Source organism: Pseudomonas sp. NBRC 111130 (genome assembly GCF_001320485.1).
In the GTDB taxonomy this organism is placed as follows: domain Bacteria; phylum Pseudomonadota; class Gammaproteobacteria; order Pseudomonadales; family Pseudomonadaceae; genus Aquipseudomonas; species Aquipseudomonas vlassakiae.
In genome coordinates this window covers 1-16,837 of the sequence record NZ_BCBG01000049.1, presented here as the reverse complement: position 1 = coordinate 16,837, position 16,837 = coordinate 1, and the positions used below count along the sequence as shown (strand labels likewise).

Sequence of the window (16,837 nt, the reverse complement as noted above, 5' to 3'; positions counted from 1 at the left end):
TCTCGGTAAACGGTGCTAAAGGTAGAAATCCAGGCGGAAGTAGACCGGCGCCTCTCGCGCTTCGATGGCCGTCGGCCGTTCGAGGGAGTGGGCGAAGGTCACGCTGGCGGCGACATTCCTGCCGCGGGCGAACAGTTCGATGGCATCGCTGGACAACCGCCCGCTCTGCCCGCTGTTGTAGCGGTCGTGGCGAATGGCGCCGACGTCATAGCCAAGCCCCAGGCCATACTCGGCCAGCACCGGGCGCAGCCAGTCCCAGGCCACCTGGCGACTCCAGCGCAGGTCGTTGCGCCAGTAGTAACCGCTGTCACCGTTCAGGCTCTGGTCCTTGTAGCCGCGGATCGAAGACTGGCTGCCCAGGCTCATGCGTTGTGGGCTGAACAACAGGTCTTCACTGCGCTGGCCGGTCACCATGCTGCTGAACACCAGTGACTCGCCCGCCAGCTTGAACGGCTGCAGGTAGCTGACGGTGGCGGTGTACTTGCGATAGCGGGCGTTCGCCTGGCGATTGCCCGCGGCATCACGCTGGTCTTCGCGCTGGGCATCGAAGGCGCCGATGCCGTCCTGCATGCCCAGGTCGACGTTGACGAAGGCGCTACCGATGCGCCGGCCGTGGTTGATGCCGAACTGCGCTTCGCTCAGGCGGTTGCTGCTGGTGTCGAGCTTGCTGTCTTCGATGAAGTTGTTGGTGCGCAGGTAACTCAGGCCAGTGTTGAGCGAGGTCTTGCTCAGGGCATCACGGTGAATTACCCGCTCCAGGCGCAGCTGGTGGTTCTGGCTGTCACCGTTCTGCTTGAAGTTGAAGCCGGAGGCCTCGGCCAGGGCCCGGTACTCGCTCTGGCTGAAGCTGTAGCTGAGGTTCCACCAGCCGAACGGCAGGTTGTAGTAGAGCATGGCGCTGCGCGAGGTCTTCTGGTGATCGCTGATGGCATCGTGGCTGCCCCGCAGTATCAACTGGTCGGCCAGGCCAAGCGGGCTGTCCCACTCCAGGCTGCTGCCCCACTGCTGCTCACCGGTACTGCGCTGACCATCGTTACTACGCGAAAGGCCCACACGCCACGGTTTTTGCGGGGTGTTGCGCACCACCACTTCACTGCCACCCACGGCCTTGCCCGGGGTCAGCTCCATTTGCGCCTGGTTGGACGGCAGGCGGTTGAGCTGATCGACCATCTGCTCGATCTGGCGCAGGTTCAACAAGTCGCCGGCGCGGCCCGGGAAACTCATGTCGAGTTCGCGCGCCGACAGTTTGCTGCCTTCGGCCGCCCGCAGGCCTTCGAGGCGGCCCTCTACCACGATGACCTTGAGGTGACCGCTGGAGAGGTCCTGCTGGGGCAGGTAGGCACGGCTGGTAACCAGACCCTTGGCGATGTACAGGTCGGTGATGCGTTTGAGCAGCGCGTTGAGCTGCACCACGCCCAGGCACTGGCCAAGGTAGGGTTCGAGCAATTGCCGGCGCTCAGCGGCGGAAAGCGCATCCGCGCCGTCCAGCTCGATGTCGACGATGTCAAAACAACGGCTGTCCGCAGGCCTGGCCGGGGCGACGGTGTCGGCGCCTTTGCCGGGCAGTTCCCGCAGCTGCTCCAGACGGCGCTGCTGTTCTTCCAGCAGGCGGTTCTGCCGGTCGCGAATAAGGTCCTGATCGCCTGGGTTGCTCAGCGGTGCAGCAATGGCGACGTCAGCCCAGGCGGCCAGCAGGACAAAGGCAAGCCAGCCACGCACGCGCTGACCTGAAACGGGGAAAAGCATGTTCGATCCTTCGAAATCACGGCGATACTGCGAAAAAGGCCGTGATATTATTGCGCCATCAATCTGGCGTCAATTAAATACCGACACGTGGCAATCCCCTTCTCCAGACGCGTTTCAGGTACCGCGCGGCTTGGCCCGTGCGGTAGCTTCGGCCACCAGCGGATCATCAGGCCAGTAATGCTTCGGGTAACGCCCCTTCAGGTCCTTCTTCACCTCGGCGTAGGTGGTACGCCAGAAGTTGGCCAGGTCCTGGGTCACCTGCACCGGCCGCCGCGCTGGCGACAACAGATGCAGTTTTACCTGCTGGCGGCCCTGGGCAATGCGCGGCGTATCGGCCAGGCCGAACAGTTCCTGCAGGCGCACGGCAAGGATCGGCGGGTGTTCGCTGTAGTCCAGGCGGATGTTCGAGCCGGACGGCACCGCCAGATGCGCCGGCGCCCATTCGTCCAGGCGCTGCGGCAATGGCCAGGGCAGCAGGTTACGCAGGATCGACGGCAGGTCCAGGGCGGCGAAGTGGCTCAGGCGCGAGACCTTGCCCAGGTAGGGCTGCAGCCAGTCTTCCAGCGTCGCCAACAGCGCCTCGTCCCCCAGATCGGGCCATTCGCTTTGCCCGTCCTTGTCCAGATCCAGCTGACGCAACAGCGCCACCCGTGCTTGCCACTGGCGCAGCTCCGGGGTCCAGGTGAGCAGGTTCAGGCCCTTGCGCCGCACCAGGCCAAGCAGCGCCCTGGCGCGGGCCTGGTCATCCAGGCCGGGCAACGGTTCGCGGCCCACTATCAGCTCGCCGACCTTGGTCTGGCGCTCGGCGCGCAGCACTTGCTCGCGCTCGTCCCAATCAAGGACATCGACGCGCTCGACCTGCTCGGCCAACACATCTTCGAGCAGCTCGGGGTCGAACTCGGCCGCGAGATAGATGCGTTCTTCGCGCTGGCCCTGGCGGCTACCGAGGTCGGCGATTACCAGCCAAGGGCATTTCATCAATGCGTCAACCTCGGCGAACAAGGCGGCCCGGCCATTGGCCAGACGATACTCGGCGCCACCTTCGCGACGCTGTTGGGCGACCCGGTCGGGATAGGCCAGCGCCAGCAAGGCGCCTAGCCAGCGGGGATGGTCGGGGGCGGCAACCGCCGCCGTGGCCTTGCCGCGCAACAGGCCACGGTACTGCCGAGCGAGTTGCCGCGCACGCTGCACGCCGCCCTGGCCACCCCGGCTGGCCTTGCTTTCACCGCTGACCAGCGCCAGGCGGCTGTGCAGGTCGGCACCACCACCGCGCTGGATATCTCGCTCGCCAAGCAAGCCCGCGACATCGCAGGCCATCGTTGCCAGGCCAAGGTCCTGGCCGCGCAACAGCAGGTGGGCGATGCGCGGATGAGCCGGCAGTTCGGCCATGGCCTGGCCGTGGTCGCTGAGGTTGTCGCGGCTGCCCGGCTTGAACGCGCCCAGCCGCGCAAGCAGGTCCTGGGCCTGGGCAAAGGCCGCTGCCGGCGGCTGGTCGAGCCAGCGCAACTGGTCGGGAGTGACGCCCCAACGCGCAAGCTGCAAGGCCAGGCCGGCAAGGTCGGCCTGGAGGATCTCGGCGCTGCCGTGGGCAGCCAGTTGGTCATGCTGGGCCTCGGACCACAGGCGGTAGCAGACCCCTGGTTCCAGGCGCCCTGCCCGGCCGGCGCGCTGGGTGGCGCTGGCGCGGGAAATGCGCTGGGTGTCCAGGCGGGTCATGCCGCTCCCCGGATCGAAGCGCGGCACCCGCGCCAGGCCGGCATCGATGACCACGCGCACGCCGTCGATGGTCAGGCTGGTTTCGGCGATGTTGGTGGCCAGCACCACCTTGCGCAGGCCCTGGGCCGGCGGGTCGATGGCGGCGCGCTGGGCACTGAGGTCAAGCTCACCATGCAGCGGGCACAGCAGCACATCTGGCCGCTCACCCAGGGCGTCCTGCAGGCTTTGATGCACACGGCGGATCTCGGCCTGGCCAGGCAGGAACACCAGCACGCTGCCAGGCTGTTCGGCCAACGCCAGCAATACGTTGTCCACCACCCGCGGCTCGATGAACTCGCCCGGCTGGAATGGCCGGCCCCAGCGGATATCCACCGGATGCATGCGGCCTTCGCTGCGCACCACCGGCGCGTCGCCCAGCAGCCGCGAGAGGCGCTCGCCTTCAAGGGTCGCCGACATCAGCAGGATCTTCAGCGCAGGCTCGTCACGCAGTAGTTCGCGGCCATTGAGGCTCAACGCCAGGGCCAGGTCAGCATCCAGGCTGCGCTCATGAAATTCGTCGAAGATCAGCAGGCCCACGCCGTCCAGCGCCGGATCGGACTGTAGCCGGCGGGTCAGGATGCCTTCGGTGACCACCTCGATGCGCGTGGTCGGCCCGACCTTGCTGTCCAGGCGGATGCGGTAGCCCACGGTTTCACCGACCTTTTCACCCAGTTCGCTGGCCAGGCGCTCGGCCGCCGCCCGCGCCGCCAGGCGGCGCGGCTCGAGCATGAGGATGGTCTGCCCGGCCAGCCACGGCTCGTTGAGCAGCGCCAGCGGTACGCGGGTGGTCTTGCCCGCTCCAGGCGGCGCTTCGAGCACGGCTTCATCGCGGTTATGCAGGGCTTCGCGCAAGGCGGGCAAGACAGCATCGATCGGTAAAGAAATCATGGTGGTCCTCGAACAGTCTGGCGAGTATAACGGCGAACCCAGCCTGCTCTATCATGGTCTTAGCTTCAGGTGCTGGCGCTTCGCTTGCCCTGCTGAATACTTTTCGGAGATTTACATGCGCATCCCATCCCGTGTCATCGGTGGCGCCCTGATCGTCACGCTGCTGACCCAACTGACGGCCTGCGGCACCATCTTCTATCCAGAGCGCCGTGGCCAGATCGGCGGCAAGATCGACCCCGTCGTGGCGGCAATGGACGCCATCGGCATCCTGTTCTATGTCATCCCAGGCCTGATCGCCTTTGGCATCGACTTCGCCACGGGCGCCATCTACTACAAAGGCGGGCACACCGCCCAGGTCGACCCGGTAAAACTGCGTGACGCCGTCAGCCCGGATGGCAAGGTCGACAACCTCAAGCTGCAGGCCATTCTGGAAAGCGAACTGGGCCAGCGCCTGCCGCTGGATGACCCGCGGCTGATCCAGCACCGCGGCAGCGTGGAGCAACTGGCGGCCCTGGGGCTGGTACCCGCAGCCTGACACTGACAAGGACAAAGCCCTGAGCATGATCACCCCAGCCGAGCATCAGCGTTTGCTGCGCCTGGCCACCCGCGCATCACTGGCGGTGGCCAGCATACTGGTGGTAAGCAAGGCCGTGGCCTGGTGGCTGAGCGGCTCGGTCAGCCTGCTGGCCGGGCTGACCGACTCGGCGCTGGATGCCGTCGCCTCGTTCCTCAACCTGCTTGCCGTGCACTACGCCCTGCGCCCTGCCGATGACGACCATCGCTTTGGCCACGGTAAGGCAGAGGCGCTGGCGGGCATGGCCCAGGCGCTGTTCATCGGGGTCAGTGCGGTACTGATCGGGATACAGGCCTATGAGCGCCTGCAAGCCCCGCAACCGCTGGGTGACACAGCCATCGGCATCGGCGTGATGCTGTTGTCGCTGGTGCTGACCGTCGCTTTGCTGGCCTTGCAGCGCAAGGTGATTCGCCTGACCGGTTCGACCGCGGTGCGCGCCGACTCGCTGCACTACCGGTCCGATCTGCTGCTCAACGGCAGCATCCTGCTGGCCCTGCTGCTGGCACGCCTGGGCTGGGCGCAGATGGATGCGCTGTTCGGCTTGGGCATCGCGCTGTACATCCTTTGGAGTGCACTGCAGATCGCCCGCGAGAGCACGGCGATTCTCATGGACAAGGAACTGCCAAGCGACATCGGCGAAGGGATGGTCGAACTGGTGCTGGGCATTCCAGGTGTCGAAGGCGTGCATGACCTGCGCACCCGGGTGTCAGGTAACCAGTGGTTCGTGCAATTGCACCTGGAGCTACCCGGGCAGCTGCCGCTGAATGCGGCACACGACTTGTGCGTGCAGGCATCGGACGTCATCCGCCAGCGTTATCCACAGGCGGATGTGATGGTGCATGCCGACCCGGTGTGATCATTGGCAGGCACTGTCTTGCTCATTTTTTAAAGGTCGGCTCGATCCCTGTGGGAGCGAGCAGTTCCTCTCAGGCGTCAGTTGACGCTGTAGCCGCGGCCGCTGAAACAGGCGCTCAGCGCCCGTCGGTAGTTGCTCGCCACTTCGCCGGGAGGCGCATAAGGCGCCGTTGCCGGGTCGAAGCCTGACTGGCTTACCGCCCAGCGGTGGCACTGGTAGCGGTCCTGGTCCTGCTGCTCCTGCCCCTGGCCATACATCGGGTAGGCAATCACGTCGTAGCTGTTGCCGGCCGGCGCTGCCGCCGACAACGGTGCCGGGGCCATGGCGGGCGGGTTGACCACGACGTACTCCTGGCTGTCGGCCAGGTACTGGTAGTAGGTGTCGGCCACAAGGAAGAACAATGCACCGCCCAGCCAGACTTCCCGCGCATAGGAAGGCAGGTAGTTGACCCGCACGCCGTAGGGCGGGGTTACCACCACGTAGCTGCCCCCATGCGGGCGATACCAGTAACCGCCGGAGTAGAAGTAATCATCGCCGCGGTAGGGCACCTTCCAGTAGCGGTCCCGGAAGTGGTCGATGGTATGCCCCGGGCGATACTGCGGCCCGGGGCCCCAGCCATTACCGTGGCCATCCGGGCGCCCCTGCCAGTCGCCGCCGGGCCGTTGCCCTGGGCCGCCGGCTTGCCAGTGGGGGTAGTCGCCGTTGTGCCGGGGGATATCCTGGTAATAGCCCTGCCGCGCGGGCTGCGTCTGCTGCACTTCGTCACGCGAGTTGAGAGCGCGGCCAGGGGCTCCCTCGTTGCCGTGCCCCTCGCCCGGGCCTTCGGCCATAGCCCCGACGCTGATACTCAAGCCCAGCAAACCAACACCTGCCAACTGCCAGATGCGCGACTTCATGTTGTTCCTCACGGTAAAGAAAACGGCATACCGCCAGTCTACCGCGCTGGCACTAAGGGCAGATGAAATTGCGGCCATGAAAAAAGGGAGGCCATTGGCCTCCCTTTGAGAATTGTCGTCCGTGCTCGGCACTTGTGGCGCCGGCTCACCTCACAGCGTCTTCTGGAAGCTGTGTAGCCCGGGGGCCTGCAGATCCTGTTGGATGGCTGGCCGCGACCGCCCGCCTAGGGCGCGTCGCCGTGGACTGATGTCCGGGCAGTGATTCTGGGGTTAACGATACGGGAGCGGTAGCGGCACAGGATTGCGAAGATTGCTCGGATAAATAGCGCTTGCGCAATTTTTAACCCTGGATCGATAATTCACCGCAATCCGAACAGAAAAGGCCTTTTCCATGAGCAAACTTGACCGCTACGACCTGAGCATCCTCGCCGAATTGCAGCGCGACGCGCGCATCTCCAACCAGGAGCTGGCCGAACGCATCGGCCTGTCGCCATCGCCATGCTCGCGTCGGGTCAAGCAACTGGAAGACGACGGCTATATCTCGCGCCAGGTCGCCCTGCTCGATCGCAAGAAACTCGGCCTGAGCCTCACCGCCTACGTGCTGATCGGCATGGACCGGCACACCCCGGAGCGCTTCGAGACATTCGAAGCCGCCATCCGCAACCTGCCGCAGGTGCTCGAGTGCAGCCTGGTCACCGGCATGGATGCCGACTACCAGCTGAAGGTGGTGGTGCCAGACATGGACCACTACCAGAAACTGCTGCTGGGCAGCCTGACCCGCATCGAAGGGGTGACCAGCGTGCGTTCGAGCTTCGTGCTCAACCAGGTTCTGGCAAGCACCGAGCTGCCACTGACGCACCTGCGTTAAACGCCCACTCGCCCGCGTATAATCACAAGCTCAGCCTGCCTGGAGAACACAGATGGATCCCGCCGTATTCGAAGAGTGGATGATGATCGTGCTGGTCACTGTACTGATCGGCTTCATGGGCTTCATCGTCTGGGACCTGGCGAAAAAGTCCAAGGCCGGGCGCTTTGGCACGATGATCCTGTTCTTCGTGCTCGGGCTGGGAGTGCTGGCCTTCATCATCAAGAGCGTGGTGGTGGCGTTTCTCGAAGGGGTCTAGGCCCTCAACGCGCGAGCTTCGGGGCAACCTCGCGCCAGCAGCCCTGCTCCAGCCCATCCAGCGCCCAATCGCCGATCCGCACCCGTACCAGGCGCAAGGTTGGCAAGCCGACCGCAGCAGTCATCCGCCGCACCTGGCGATTACGCCCCTCGCGAATCACCAGCTCCAGCCAGCTGGTCGGTACGCTCTTGCGAAACCGTACCGGCGGATTGCGCGGCCATAGCTCGGGCTCGTCGAGGCGCCGCGCTTCGGCTGGCAGGGTTGGGCCATCATTGAGCTCCACGCCATCGCGCAAACGCTGGATCTGCTCGTCGCTAGGTTCGCCTTCCACCTGCACCCAATAGGTCTTGGGCAACTTGTGCCTGGGGTCAGCAATGCGCGCCTGCAAGCCGCCATCGTTGGTCAGCAGCAGCAGGCCTTCACTGTCACGGTCGAGCCGCCCGGCCGGGTAGATGCCAGGGATGTCGATGAAATCCTTGAGCGTCGCGCGCCCCTCACCGTCACTGAACTGGGTCAGCACGTCGAATGGCTTGTTGAACAGGATCAGGCGTGGCTCGGCCGGTGGCGCCTTGGCCTGGCGACGGGGGCCGGCAGGCCGCGCCTGGGGGCGGCGCGGCTTGGAACGGGGTGGCAGTGGCATGGATCCTCAGCGGAACGGCGGCTCATCGAAGCTGCGCAGTTTACGCGAGTGCAACGAATTGAGCTCGGTGCGCAGCAGGTCGAGGGCGGCGATGCCGATCTTCAGGTGCTGGCTGACCGCACGGTTGTAGAAGGCATTCGCCGAGCCGGGCAACTTGATCTCACTGTGCAGGGGTTTGTCGGACACGCACAGCAAGGTGCCATACGGTACCCGCAAGCGATAGCCCTGGGCGGCGATAGTGCCGCTTTCCATGTCCACTGCCACGGCACGCGACAGGTTGATCAACGGCCGCTCCTGGGCCCAGCGCAGCTCCCAGTTGCGATCGTCGTAGGTCAGCACGGTGCCGGTGCGCAGGCGCTTCTTCAGCTCTTCGCCACGCTCGCCGGTCACCTGTGCCGCGGCTTCCTGAAGTGCCAACTGCACTTCGGCCAAGGCCGGAATCGGAATGTTCGGCGGCACCACGCGGTCGAGGATCCCATCGCGGCGCATGTAGGCGTGGGCCAGCACGTAGTCGCCGATGGTCTGCGACTGACGCAGGCCGCCGCAGTGGCCGATCATCAGCCAGCAGTGCGGGCGCAGCACCGCCAGGTGGTCGGTGATGTTCTTGGCGTTGGACGGGCCGACGCCGATGTTGACCAGGGTCACGCCATCACCGTCACCGGCGATCAGGTGATAGGCCGGCATCTGGTAGCGGTGCCAGACCACGCTGGCGACCAATGCCTGTGCTTCGCCGTGGTCCATGCCCTTTTCGATCACCACGTTGCCTGGCAGCACCATGCGCACGAAGCGCGGGTCTTCACGCAGCTGCTCGAGGCCGTGGCTGATGAACTGGTCGACATAGCGGTGATAGTTGGTCAGCAGGATCCAGGGCTGCACATGGCGCCAGTCACTGCCGGTGTAATGCACCAGGCGACGCAGCGAGAAATCCACGCGGGCGGCATCGAACAGCGCCAATGGCAGGGTTGCGGCATTGCCCCAGTCGTACAGGCCATCGGCGATGTTGTCGGTGGCTGCCGACAGGTCGGTGCTGGGGAATACCCGCGCCAGCTCGGCGGCGGTAATGCCGCTGCCAGCCAGCTCATCGCCCTGGTCAACCACGTAGGGGTAGGGAATGTTCTGCTCGCTGACGCCGACTTCCACAGTCACTGTGTAGTCATGCATCAGCGGTCGCAGCTGCTCCAGCAGGTAACCGCGGAATGCCGCCGGCTGGGTGACGGTGACGCTGTAGGTGCCCGCCACCTGGACCTTGGCGTAGGCGCGCGTGGTGGCAGCCACTTCACCGTGGCTGTAATAAGTCAGGCGCAGTGCCGGGTAGCGATACAGGGCGCGCTCGTCGGCACTCGGTTCGGTACGGTCCTTCAGGTATCGCTTGAGGGCCTGGCTCAGAGCCCCGGTGGCCTGTTCATGCAGGGCCGCCAGACGGTCGACGGCCTGTTCGGGGGTATCAACGACTACAAAAGCTTGGCTCACACTGGGCTTCCTGTCTGGACATGCATGTCAGCCATCTTGCCTGCCTTTGTTACTAAATACATCCCCGATGGTCAGCCGCCGTGTTCAGCTGGGCCAGGCGGGGGTCGCCCGCGCCACCAGTGCCTCGACATCGATGCCTCGCGGCAATGCGCCATACACCCGCCCGCCACCGTTCAGCCGGCTGCCAATGAACGCATCGCTGACCACGGCATTGCCCGCCTCCAGCAGCAGCTTGGCCTGCAACGCCAAGGCAATGTCTTCGGTCAGCTGCCGTGCCCGGTACTGGATATCGCTGGTATCGGCGAACGCCCCCTTGAGGTTGCCAATATGCGCGGCCAGGCGCGGGTCGCCATGCCCGTCGCCCAGTTCGGCGAACAGCGCATCGAGCACCCCCGGCTCCTTGGACAACGCCCGCAGCACGTCCAGGCATTGCACATTGCCGGAACCCTCCCAGGTCGAGTTGACCGGCGCTTCGCGATACAACCGCGGCAGGATGCTGTCTTCGACATAACCGGCACCGCCCAGGCACTCGGCAGCCTCGTTGATCATGGCCGGCGCCCGCTTGCAGATCCAGTACTTGCCCACCGCCGTGACCAGCCGTGCGAAGTGCGCCTGCTGCGGGTCGTCGAGCTGTTCCAGGGCCTGCCCCATGCGCAGGCTCAGGGCCAGCGCGGCCTCGCTTTCCAGCGCCAGATCAGCCAGCACGTTCTGCATCAAGGGTTGTTCGTTCAGCACCCGGCCGCCGACCTTGCGATGGGCGCAGTGGTGCGCCGCCTGGGTCAGCGCCTGGCGCATCAACGCGCTGGAGCCGACCATGCAATCGAAACGGGTCATGGCCACCATCTCGATGATGGTCGGCACGCCGCGCCCCTCCTCGCCCACCATCCACGCCAGCGCGCCACGGAACTCGACTTCGCTGGAAGCGTTGGAGCTGTTGCCCAGCTTGTTCTTCAGGCGCTGGATGTAGAACTGGTTGCGGCTGTCGTCGGGCCGATGGCGCGGCAGCAGGAAGCAGCTCAGGCCCTTGTCGGTCTGCGCCAGGGTCAGGAAGGCATCGCACATCGGTGCCGAGCAGAACCACTTGTGCCCGACCAGTTCGTAGGGCTGCCCGGGGCCGGGGCTGCCGACCGGGTAAGCACGGGTGGTATTGGCGCGCACGTCGGTACCGCCCTGCTTCTCGGTCATGGCCATGCCAAGGGTCACGCCGGCCTTGTGACGGTCACCGACGTTGCGCGGGTCGTATTCGCGGGCGAGGATCTTCGGTAGCCAGTATTCGGCCAGCTCTGGCTGCAACCGCAGCGCAGGCACGGCCGCAAAGGTCATGGTCAGCGGGCAGCCGGTACCGGCTTCGGCCTGGCTGTGCAGGTAGGTCATCGACGCCCGCGCCACGTGGGCACCGGGCCGAGGTTCGGCCCAGGGCAATGATGGCAGGCCATGTTCGACGGCGGTGCGCATCAACTCGTGGTAGGCGGGGTGGAACTCGACCAGGTCGATGCGGTGGCCAAAGCGGTCATGGCTGCTGAATTCCGGCTTGTGCGCATTGGCCAGAAAGCCTGCTGCCATCAGCGGACCGCCGGCCAAGCCACCATAGGCGTCGATCCGCGCTTCGGCCCAACCGGCCCCGAAACGCCGCGACCATTCCTGCAGCGGCAGGTCGAGGCGGTACAGGTTGGCACCGTCGAGCGACGGTGGCTGGTTGGTGACTTCGTGGGTTTCAGCGTACTGGTGCAGGTTCATCGGGAGCTCCTGGATCCGGGCATGCGTGAAAGCCCAGTGAAGCACTCCCTGCCGGTGAGTAATAGTGACAATAATGACTAAACATGTGGCTCAGGACTGCCAAGGGTTCGCCACAACAATTTCAGCGCCTGCAAGGCAGACCCTAGAACCGCGTAGCCCCCGACACGGCCCGTCCCGGCGGCATCTGCACCTGGGCAATGGCGACGTTCAAGGCCAGCTCGAACCGGCTCCCAAGTCCCCGCGTCGACTCATGGGACAGCTTGGCATCAAGCAGTTCGGCCAGTTGCCGGCAGATCGACAATCCAATCCCGAGCCCGCCATAGCGGCGAGTCATCGAGCCATCGACCTGGAAGAAGCGCTGATAGAGAATCGCCTGGTCCAGATCATCGAAGCCGATGCCGCTGTCGCTGATGGTAAAGGTCAACGCCAGGCTGTCGGGGCCAAGGCGGCGCCCGCGAACTTGCATCATCACCCCACCGTGATGGGTGAACTTCAGGCCGTTGTCCACCAGGCAGCCCAGGCAGCGGGCCACTTTCTGCGCATCGCCCAGCAACTCGTCCGGCAGCTCGGCGGGGATGTCCAGGCTCAGGTACAGACCCTTGCCCAAGGCCGTTCCGGCATAACCGGCACGCAGGTCCTGCAGCGTACGCCGCAAGCTGAACGGCAGCGCCTGCGGGCGCATCCGGCCGGCCTGCAGTTCGGTCAACGTGAGGATGTCGTCAACCATGTCCATCATGTCCTGGGCCGAGCCGACCGCCGTGCGGTGGTACTGGGCCATCTCGGCAGTCATGGGCAGTGTGTGCATCAGTTCCAGCGAGCCGATCACACCATTCATCGGTGTCCGCAGTTCGTGGGTAACGGTGGCGAGGAATTCATCCTTCAGGTGATTGCTCCTGGCCAGCTGCTGGTTCATCTGCTCCAACGCCTCACCGGTATCGCGCAAGGTCTGTGCCTGCTGTTCGCGCATGCTGTTGATGCGGTCGGCCAGGGCCAGCGACAGCAACGCCACTTCCAGCGCCGACCCCAGCTGGCTGGAATACATGGTGATGAACTGGTTAGGCAGGTAACCCAGCACCATCAGGGTATTGACCAGCCCACCGAGCAGGAACGCCGTCCAGGCGATGATGAACCAGCGCGCCACACGCAGGCCCCGCACCCAGGCATACAAGCCGGCAGCAAAGATGCTCACGGTGAACAGCAAGGCCAGCACCGTGGCCATGCGCAAGGCGATGCCGTAGCGCATGCTCACCGACAGCACCATCACCAGTACGCCACCCAGCATCAGCAGTTGCAGCAAGCGGTCAAAGCCGCGACTGATCTTGCCCAGCTGCAGGAAGTGACGGGCGAACTGGCACCCGAACAAGCCCGCAGCGCCGATGAACAGCGGTGTTGCGGCGTTGGCCCACCACGGGCTGTCCGGCCAGAAGTAGGCAACCCCTGCCCCGTTCACCGACACCTGATACAAGCCGAACGAGGCAATGTAGAGGATGTAGTAGAGGTAACTGACGTCTCGCACACTGAGGTAGATGAACAGGTTGTACACCGCCATTACCAGCAGTACGCCGTAGATCATGCCCAGCACATAGAGGCGGGTCGGCTGGTCTTCCAGGTACGCTTCGGCAGACCACAACGACAGCGGTGCCTGTACCGAACCCTGGCTGTGCAAGCGCAGGTAGGCGGTGGTCGACTGCCCGGGCTGCAGTGGCAGTTCGAACAGGTAATTGTTCTGGCGGATCGGGCGGCTGGCGTAGGGCAATGCGTCGCCGGTGCGCCGGGCCAGGACGAACTCGCCATCGCTGCCCGGCAGGTACAGCTCGATATGGTCCATGGGGGGGTATGCCAGCTCGAGCAGCCACTGGCGCGGATGCGCATTGGCAGAAGCCACATAATGCAGCTCGACCTTGAGCCAGAACACCGAATGCGAGTAACCGGCGTTCAGCACGTCCTGGTGATGCGTACGGAAACGGCTGGCAAAGATAGGCGCACTGACCTGGGCGATGCTCGCGCTGCCATCACGGTCTTCGTAGACCTGCATGATCTTGCCCAAGGGAAGATGCCGAGTCGCCTCGTCGATTTCGACGGCTCCGGCCAGCACGGGCAACAAGCCCAGAAGCATAATCAGCAAATAGCGCATACAGCCCCAGCATGGCCTGTCCGGTCGCGTCGCGATGGCCTCCAATCCCTTTGAGACGACGAAATCCGGCAGAGCCCGTTTGTCGAGTTATCCGAGCACTCTAGCATAGCTTTCAAGGCTGGCGACGGGCCACTCCAATTTTCTAACAAAAGGCTCTAGGACAATACTTTCAGCGCAAGCACGCGAGAAAATCTGACCATTTGATCAACAAAACTCGTTTGTAGGACGATCCGCACAAAGGGGTTTGGTGGTAAGCTCGCCGCCCATGAATACCTACAGCTCCCGCCCCGTTGTCCTCTGTCTCTCCGGCCACGACCCAAGTGGCGGCGCCGGCTTGCAGGCAGATATAGAAGCCCTGCTCGCCCAAGGCTGTCACGCCGCACCTACCGTGACTGCCCTGACGGTGCAGGATACCGTCAACGTTTCCGACTTCCGTGTGCTCGACCGCGAGTGGGTCCTGGCCCAGGCCAATGCCGTGCTGGCCGACTCCACCGTCGCCGCCGTGAAGCTGGGCATGCTCGGCTCGATCGACATGGTCGACACCGTCGCCGAACTGCTCAGTGCCCACCCACACCTGCCGCTGGTTTGCGACCCGGTGCTGCGAGCCGGTGGCGGTGGCCGCCTGGGCAAGGACGAAGTTGGCTATGCCCTGCGCGAACGCCTGCTGCCGCTGGCGACCATTGCCACGCCGAACTTGCCAGAAGCGCGCATCCTGGCCGAACTCCCTGAAGGCACCGCCGACGAGTGTGCCGAGAAACTGTTGCCGTTTTGCAAAAACCTGCTGATTACTGGTGGGCACGGTGACGAGGAAGAAATCCACAATCGCCTGTACAGCCGCGACGGCCAGAGCCATACCTGGACCTGCCAGCGCCTGCCGGGCAGCTACCACGGCTCGGGCTGCACCCTGGCCAGCGCCCTGGCCGGTCGCCTGGCCCTCGGCGAGCAATTGCAAAGCGCGGTGAAAAGCGCCCTGGACTATACCTGGCGTACCCTGCGCGACGCCGAACAGCTGGGCAAAGGCCAGTACGTTCCGCGTCGCCTGCCCCTGGATTTCTGCTCCTGAGACGAGGCGTTCAATGAAGCTACGCGGTCTGTATGCAATCACCGACAGCCAGCTGCTCGCCGGCCGTTTCCTGTCCCACGTCGAAGCAGCGCTGGAAGGCGGTGTGTGCCTGCTGCAGTACCGCGACAAGGGCGATGACGCCGCCCGCCGCCTGCGCGAGGCCGAAGCCCTGATGAAGCTTTGCGAACGCTACGGCACTCAGCTGATCATCAACGACGACGCCGAACTGGCCGCACGCCTGGGCGTCGGCGTACACCTGGGCCAGACCGACGGCCCGCTGACACCCGCTCGCGCCCTGCTCGGCCGCCAGGCGATCATCGGCTCCACTTGCCACGCCAGCGTCGAACTTGCCGCCCAGGCTGCCAACGAAGGTGCCAGCTACGTGGCCTTTGGCCGCTTTTTCAATTCTGTCACCAAGCCCGGTGCGCCGGCTGCCAACGTCGACCTGCTGGAGCAGGCCCGCGCCCAGGTAAAACTGCCGATCGCCGTGATCGGTGGCATCACCCTCGACAACGCCGCCCCGCTGATCGCCCACGGTGCCGATCTGCTGGCGGTCATCCACGGCTTGTTCGGTGCCGACAGCGCGCAGGAAGTCACCCGCCGCGCCCGCGCCTTCAACGCCCTGTTCGCTTCCTGATTTCGAGAGAAGACCCATGTCCCGTTCCGAAGCCCTGTTTGCCCAAGCCCAGAAGCACATCCCTGGCGGCGTCAATTCGCCGGTCCGCGCTTTCAAAAGCGTCGGCGGCACCCCACTGTTCTTCAAGCATGCCGAAGGCGCCTACGTCGTCGATGAAGATGACAAGCGCTACGTCGACTACGTCGGCTCGTGGGGCCCGATGATCCTTGGCCACGGCCACCCGGACGTACTCGATGCAGTACGTCGCCAGCTGGAACACGGCCTGTCTTACGGCGCGCCGACCGCGATGGAAACCGAGATGGCCGACCTGGTCTGCTCGCTGGTGCCGTCGATGGAAATGGTGCGCATGGTCAGCTCCGGTACCGAGGCGACGATGAGCGCCATTCGTCTGGCCCGTGGCTACACCGGTCGCGACGCCATCATCAAGTTCGAAGGCTGCTACCACGGCCACTCCGACAGCCTGCTGGTCAAGGCCGGTTCCGGCCTGCTGACCCAAGGTGTGCCAAGCTCGGCAGGCGTACCGGCAGACTTCGCCAAGCACACCCTGACCCTGCCGTTCAACGACATCGCCGCAGTCGAGAAGACCCTCGCCGAAGTCGGCCAGACCGTGGCCTGCATCATCGTTGAACCGGTGGCCGGCAACATGAACTGCGTACCGCCAGCACCCGGCTTCCTCGAAGGCCTGCGCGAGCAGTGCGACAAGCACGGTGTGGTGTTGATCTTCGACGAAGTGATGACCGGTTTCCGCGTCTCGCTCGGCGGCGCCCAGGGTTACTACGGAATCAGGCCTGACCTGTCGACCTTCGGCAAGATCGTTGGCGGCGGCATGCCGGTTGGCTGCTTCGGCGGCAAACGCGAAATCATGGGTTGCATCGCCCCGCTGGGCCCGGTGTACCAGGCCGGTACCCTGTCGGGCAACCCGCTGGCCATGGCCGCTGGCCTTACCACCCTGAAGCTGATCAGCCGCGCTGGCTTCCATGACGAGCTGACCGCCTTCACCAGCCGTATGCTCGATGGCCTGCAGCAGCGTGCCGATGCCGCAGGCGTGCCGTTCGTCACCACCCAGGCCGGCGCCATGTTCGGCCTGTACTTCAGCGGCGCCGACGACATCGTCACCTTCGACGACGTGATGGCCAGCGATGCCGAACGCTTCAAGCGCTTCTTCCACCTGATGCTCGACGGTGGCGTGTACCTGGCGCCAAGTGCGTTCGAGGCGGGCTTCACGTCGATCGCCCATGGTGAAAAAGAACTGCAGATCACCCTGGATGCAGCCGAAAAAGCCTTTGCCGCGCTGAAATAAGCCAGCACGCGGCCGCT

At 64.7% G+C, this 16,837-nt stretch carries 14 protein-coding genes; 7 read left to right on the top strand and 7 right to left on the bottom strand.

Going from position 1 to position 16,837, the window contains the following annotated elements:
• Window positions 1-15 precede the first annotated feature (15 nt).
• A complete protein-coding gene (locus APH33_RS19530; protein ID WP_054886735.1) occupies window positions 16-1,746 on the bottom strand; it encodes a ShlB/FhaC/HecB family hemolysin secretion/activation protein in 1,731 nt (576 codons plus the stop codon).
• 114 nt (window positions 1,747-1,860) lie between these two features.
• Window positions 1,861-4,389, bottom strand: a complete 2,529-nt coding sequence (gene hrpB / locus APH33_RS19525) for an ATP-dependent helicase HrpB (RefSeq protein ID WP_054886734.1) — start codon at window positions 4,387-4,389, stop codon at window positions 1,861-1,863.
• 115 nt (window positions 4,390-4,504) lie between these two features.
• Here hrpB and APH33_RS19520 point away from each other — a divergent pair, with 115 nt between their 5' ends.
• Together APH33_RS19520 and APH33_RS19515 are read left to right on the top strand one after the other, a co-directional pair.
• Window positions 4,505-4,924 (top strand): hypothetical protein, encoded by a 420-nt coding sequence (locus tag APH33_RS19520; RefSeq protein ID WP_054886744.1) that lies wholly within the window; start codon window positions 4,505-4,507, stop codon window positions 4,922-4,924.
• A gap of 25 nt (window positions 4,925-4,949) precedes the next feature.
• Entirely contained in the window at window positions 4,950-5,819 is an 870-nt protein-coding gene (locus APH33_RS19515) for a cation diffusion facilitator family transporter (protein ID WP_054886733.1), read from the top strand.
• A 77-nt stretch (window positions 5,820-5,896) separates the two neighbouring features.
• Here APH33_RS19515 and APH33_RS19510 read toward each other — a convergent pair whose 3' ends face one another.
• On the bottom strand, window positions 5,897-6,715 hold the full coding sequence (locus APH33_RS19510; RefSeq protein ID WP_054886732.1) for a DUF6515 family protein: 819 nt from the start codon (window positions 6,713-6,715) through the stop codon (window positions 5,897-5,899).
• Between the two features lie 391 nt (window positions 6,716-7,106).
• Here APH33_RS19510 and APH33_RS19505 point away from each other — a divergent pair, with 391 nt between their 5' ends.
• Together APH33_RS19505 and APH33_RS19500 are read left to right on the top strand one after the other, a co-directional pair.
• Complete coding sequence (locus APH33_RS19505) at window positions 7,107-7,583, top strand: Lrp/AsnC family transcriptional regulator (RefSeq protein WP_003249795.1); 477 nt, start codon at window positions 7,107-7,109, stop codon at window positions 7,581-7,583.
• 52 nt (window positions 7,584-7,635) lie between these two features.
• Window positions 7,636-7,839 carry a DUF2788 domain-containing protein gene (locus APH33_RS19500; RefSeq protein ID WP_027917747.1) on the top strand — a complete coding sequence of 68 codons (204 nt, stop codon included), beginning with the start codon at window positions 7,636-7,638 and terminating at the stop codon, window positions 7,837-7,839.
• A 4-nt stretch (window positions 7,840-7,843) separates the two neighbouring features.
• On the opposite strand, the gene APH33_RS19495 is transcribed toward APH33_RS19500, so the two are convergent.
• From APH33_RS19495 to APH33_RS19480, 4 genes are all read right to left on the bottom strand, one after another.
• The gene (locus tag APH33_RS19495) at window positions 7,844-8,479 is read right to left on the bottom strand and encodes a pseudouridine synthase (RefSeq protein ID WP_054886731.1); all 636 of its coding nucleotides are present in this window, start codon (window positions 8,477-8,479) and stop codon (window positions 7,844-7,846) included.
• Between the two features lie 6 nt (window positions 8,480-8,485).
• A complete protein-coding gene (gene amn / locus APH33_RS19490) occupies window positions 8,486-9,949 on the bottom strand; it encodes an AMP nucleosidase (protein WP_054886730.1) in 1,464 nt (487 codons plus the stop codon).
• Between the two features lie 84 nt (window positions 9,950-10,033).
• Window positions 10,034-11,686, bottom strand: coding sequence for an acyl-CoA dehydrogenase family protein (locus tag APH33_RS19485; protein ID WP_054886729.1), 1,653 nt, complete (start codon window positions 11,684-11,686; stop codon window positions 10,034-10,036).
• A gap of 142 nt (window positions 11,687-11,828) precedes the next feature.
• Window positions 11,829-13,820, bottom strand: a complete 1,992-nt coding sequence (locus APH33_RS19480; RefSeq protein ID WP_054886728.1) for a hybrid sensor histidine kinase/response regulator — start codon at window positions 13,818-13,820, stop codon at window positions 11,829-11,831.
• A 265-nt stretch (window positions 13,821-14,085) separates the two neighbouring features.
• Here APH33_RS19480 and APH33_RS19475 point away from each other — a divergent pair, with 265 nt between their 5' ends.
• The 3 genes from APH33_RS19475 to hemL are packed head-to-tail and all read left to right on the top strand — an operon-like array spanning window position 14,086 to window position 16,820.
• Window positions 14,086-14,883, top strand: coding sequence for a hydroxymethylpyrimidine/phosphomethylpyrimidine kinase (locus tag APH33_RS19475; RefSeq protein ID WP_054886727.1), 798 nt, complete (start codon window positions 14,086-14,088; stop codon window positions 14,881-14,883).
• Window positions 14,884-14,896: 13 nt separating this feature from the next.
• The gene (gene thiE / locus APH33_RS19470; protein ID WP_054886726.1) at window positions 14,897-15,520 is read left to right on the top strand and encodes a thiamine phosphate synthase; all 624 of its coding nucleotides are present in this window, start codon (window positions 14,897-14,899) and stop codon (window positions 15,518-15,520) included.
• A gap of 16 nt (window positions 15,521-15,536) precedes the next feature.
• Complete coding sequence (gene hemL, locus APH33_RS19465; protein WP_054886725.1) at window positions 15,537-16,820, top strand: glutamate-1-semialdehyde 2,1-aminomutase; 1,284 nt, start codon at window positions 15,537-15,539, stop codon at window positions 16,818-16,820.
• The last annotated feature ends 17 nt before the right edge of the window (window positions 16,821-16,837 follow it).

What these genes read in the sequence shown, in the direction of transcription:
- APH33_RS19530 (WP_054886735.1), bottom strand. Translation starts at nt 1,746, where the DNA reads ATGCTTTTCCCCGTTTCAGGTCAGCGCGTGCGTGGCTGGCTTGCCTTT.
- hrpB (WP_054886734.1), bottom strand. Translation starts at nt 4,389, where the DNA reads ATGATTTCTTTACCGATCGATGCTGTCTTGCCCGCCTTGCGCGAAGCC.
- APH33_RS19520 (WP_054886744.1), top strand. Translation starts at nt 4,505, where the DNA reads ATGCGCATCCCATCCCGTGTCATCGGTGGCGCCCTGATCGTCACGCTG.
- APH33_RS19515 (WP_054886733.1), top strand. Translation starts at nt 4,950, where the DNA reads ATGATCACCCCAGCCGAGCATCAGCGTTTGCTGCGCCTGGCCACCCGC.
- APH33_RS19510 (WP_054886732.1), bottom strand. Translation starts at nt 6,715, where the DNA reads ATGAAGTCGCGCATCTGGCAGTTGGCAGGTGTTGGTTTGCTGGGCTTG.
- APH33_RS19505 (WP_003249795.1), top strand. Translation starts at nt 7,107, where the DNA reads ATGAGCAAACTTGACCGCTACGACCTGAGCATCCTCGCCGAATTGCAG.
- APH33_RS19500 (WP_027917747.1), top strand. Translation starts at nt 7,636, where the DNA reads ATGGATCCCGCCGTATTCGAAGAGTGGATGATGATCGTGCTGGTCACT.
- APH33_RS19495 (WP_054886731.1), bottom strand. Translation starts at nt 8,479, where the DNA reads ATGCCACTGCCACCCCGTTCCAAGCCGCGCCGCCCCCAGGCGCGGCCT.
- APH33_RS19485 (WP_054886729.1), bottom strand. Translation starts at nt 11,686, where the DNA reads ATGAACCTGCACCAGTACGCTGAAACCCACGAAGTCACCAACCAGCCA.
- APH33_RS19480 (WP_054886728.1), bottom strand. Translation starts at nt 13,820, where the DNA reads ATGCGCTATTTGCTGATTATGCTTCTGGGCTTGTTGCCCGTGCTGGCC.
- APH33_RS19475 (WP_054886727.1), top strand. Translation starts at nt 14,086, where the DNA reads ATGAATACCTACAGCTCCCGCCCCGTTGTCCTCTGTCTCTCCGGCCAC.
- thiE (WP_054886726.1), top strand. Translation starts at nt 14,897, where the DNA reads ATGAAGCTACGCGGTCTGTATGCAATCACCGACAGCCAGCTGCTCGCC.
- hemL (WP_054886725.1), top strand. Translation starts at nt 15,537, where the DNA reads ATGTCCCGTTCCGAAGCCCTGTTTGCCCAAGCCCAGAAGCACATCCCT.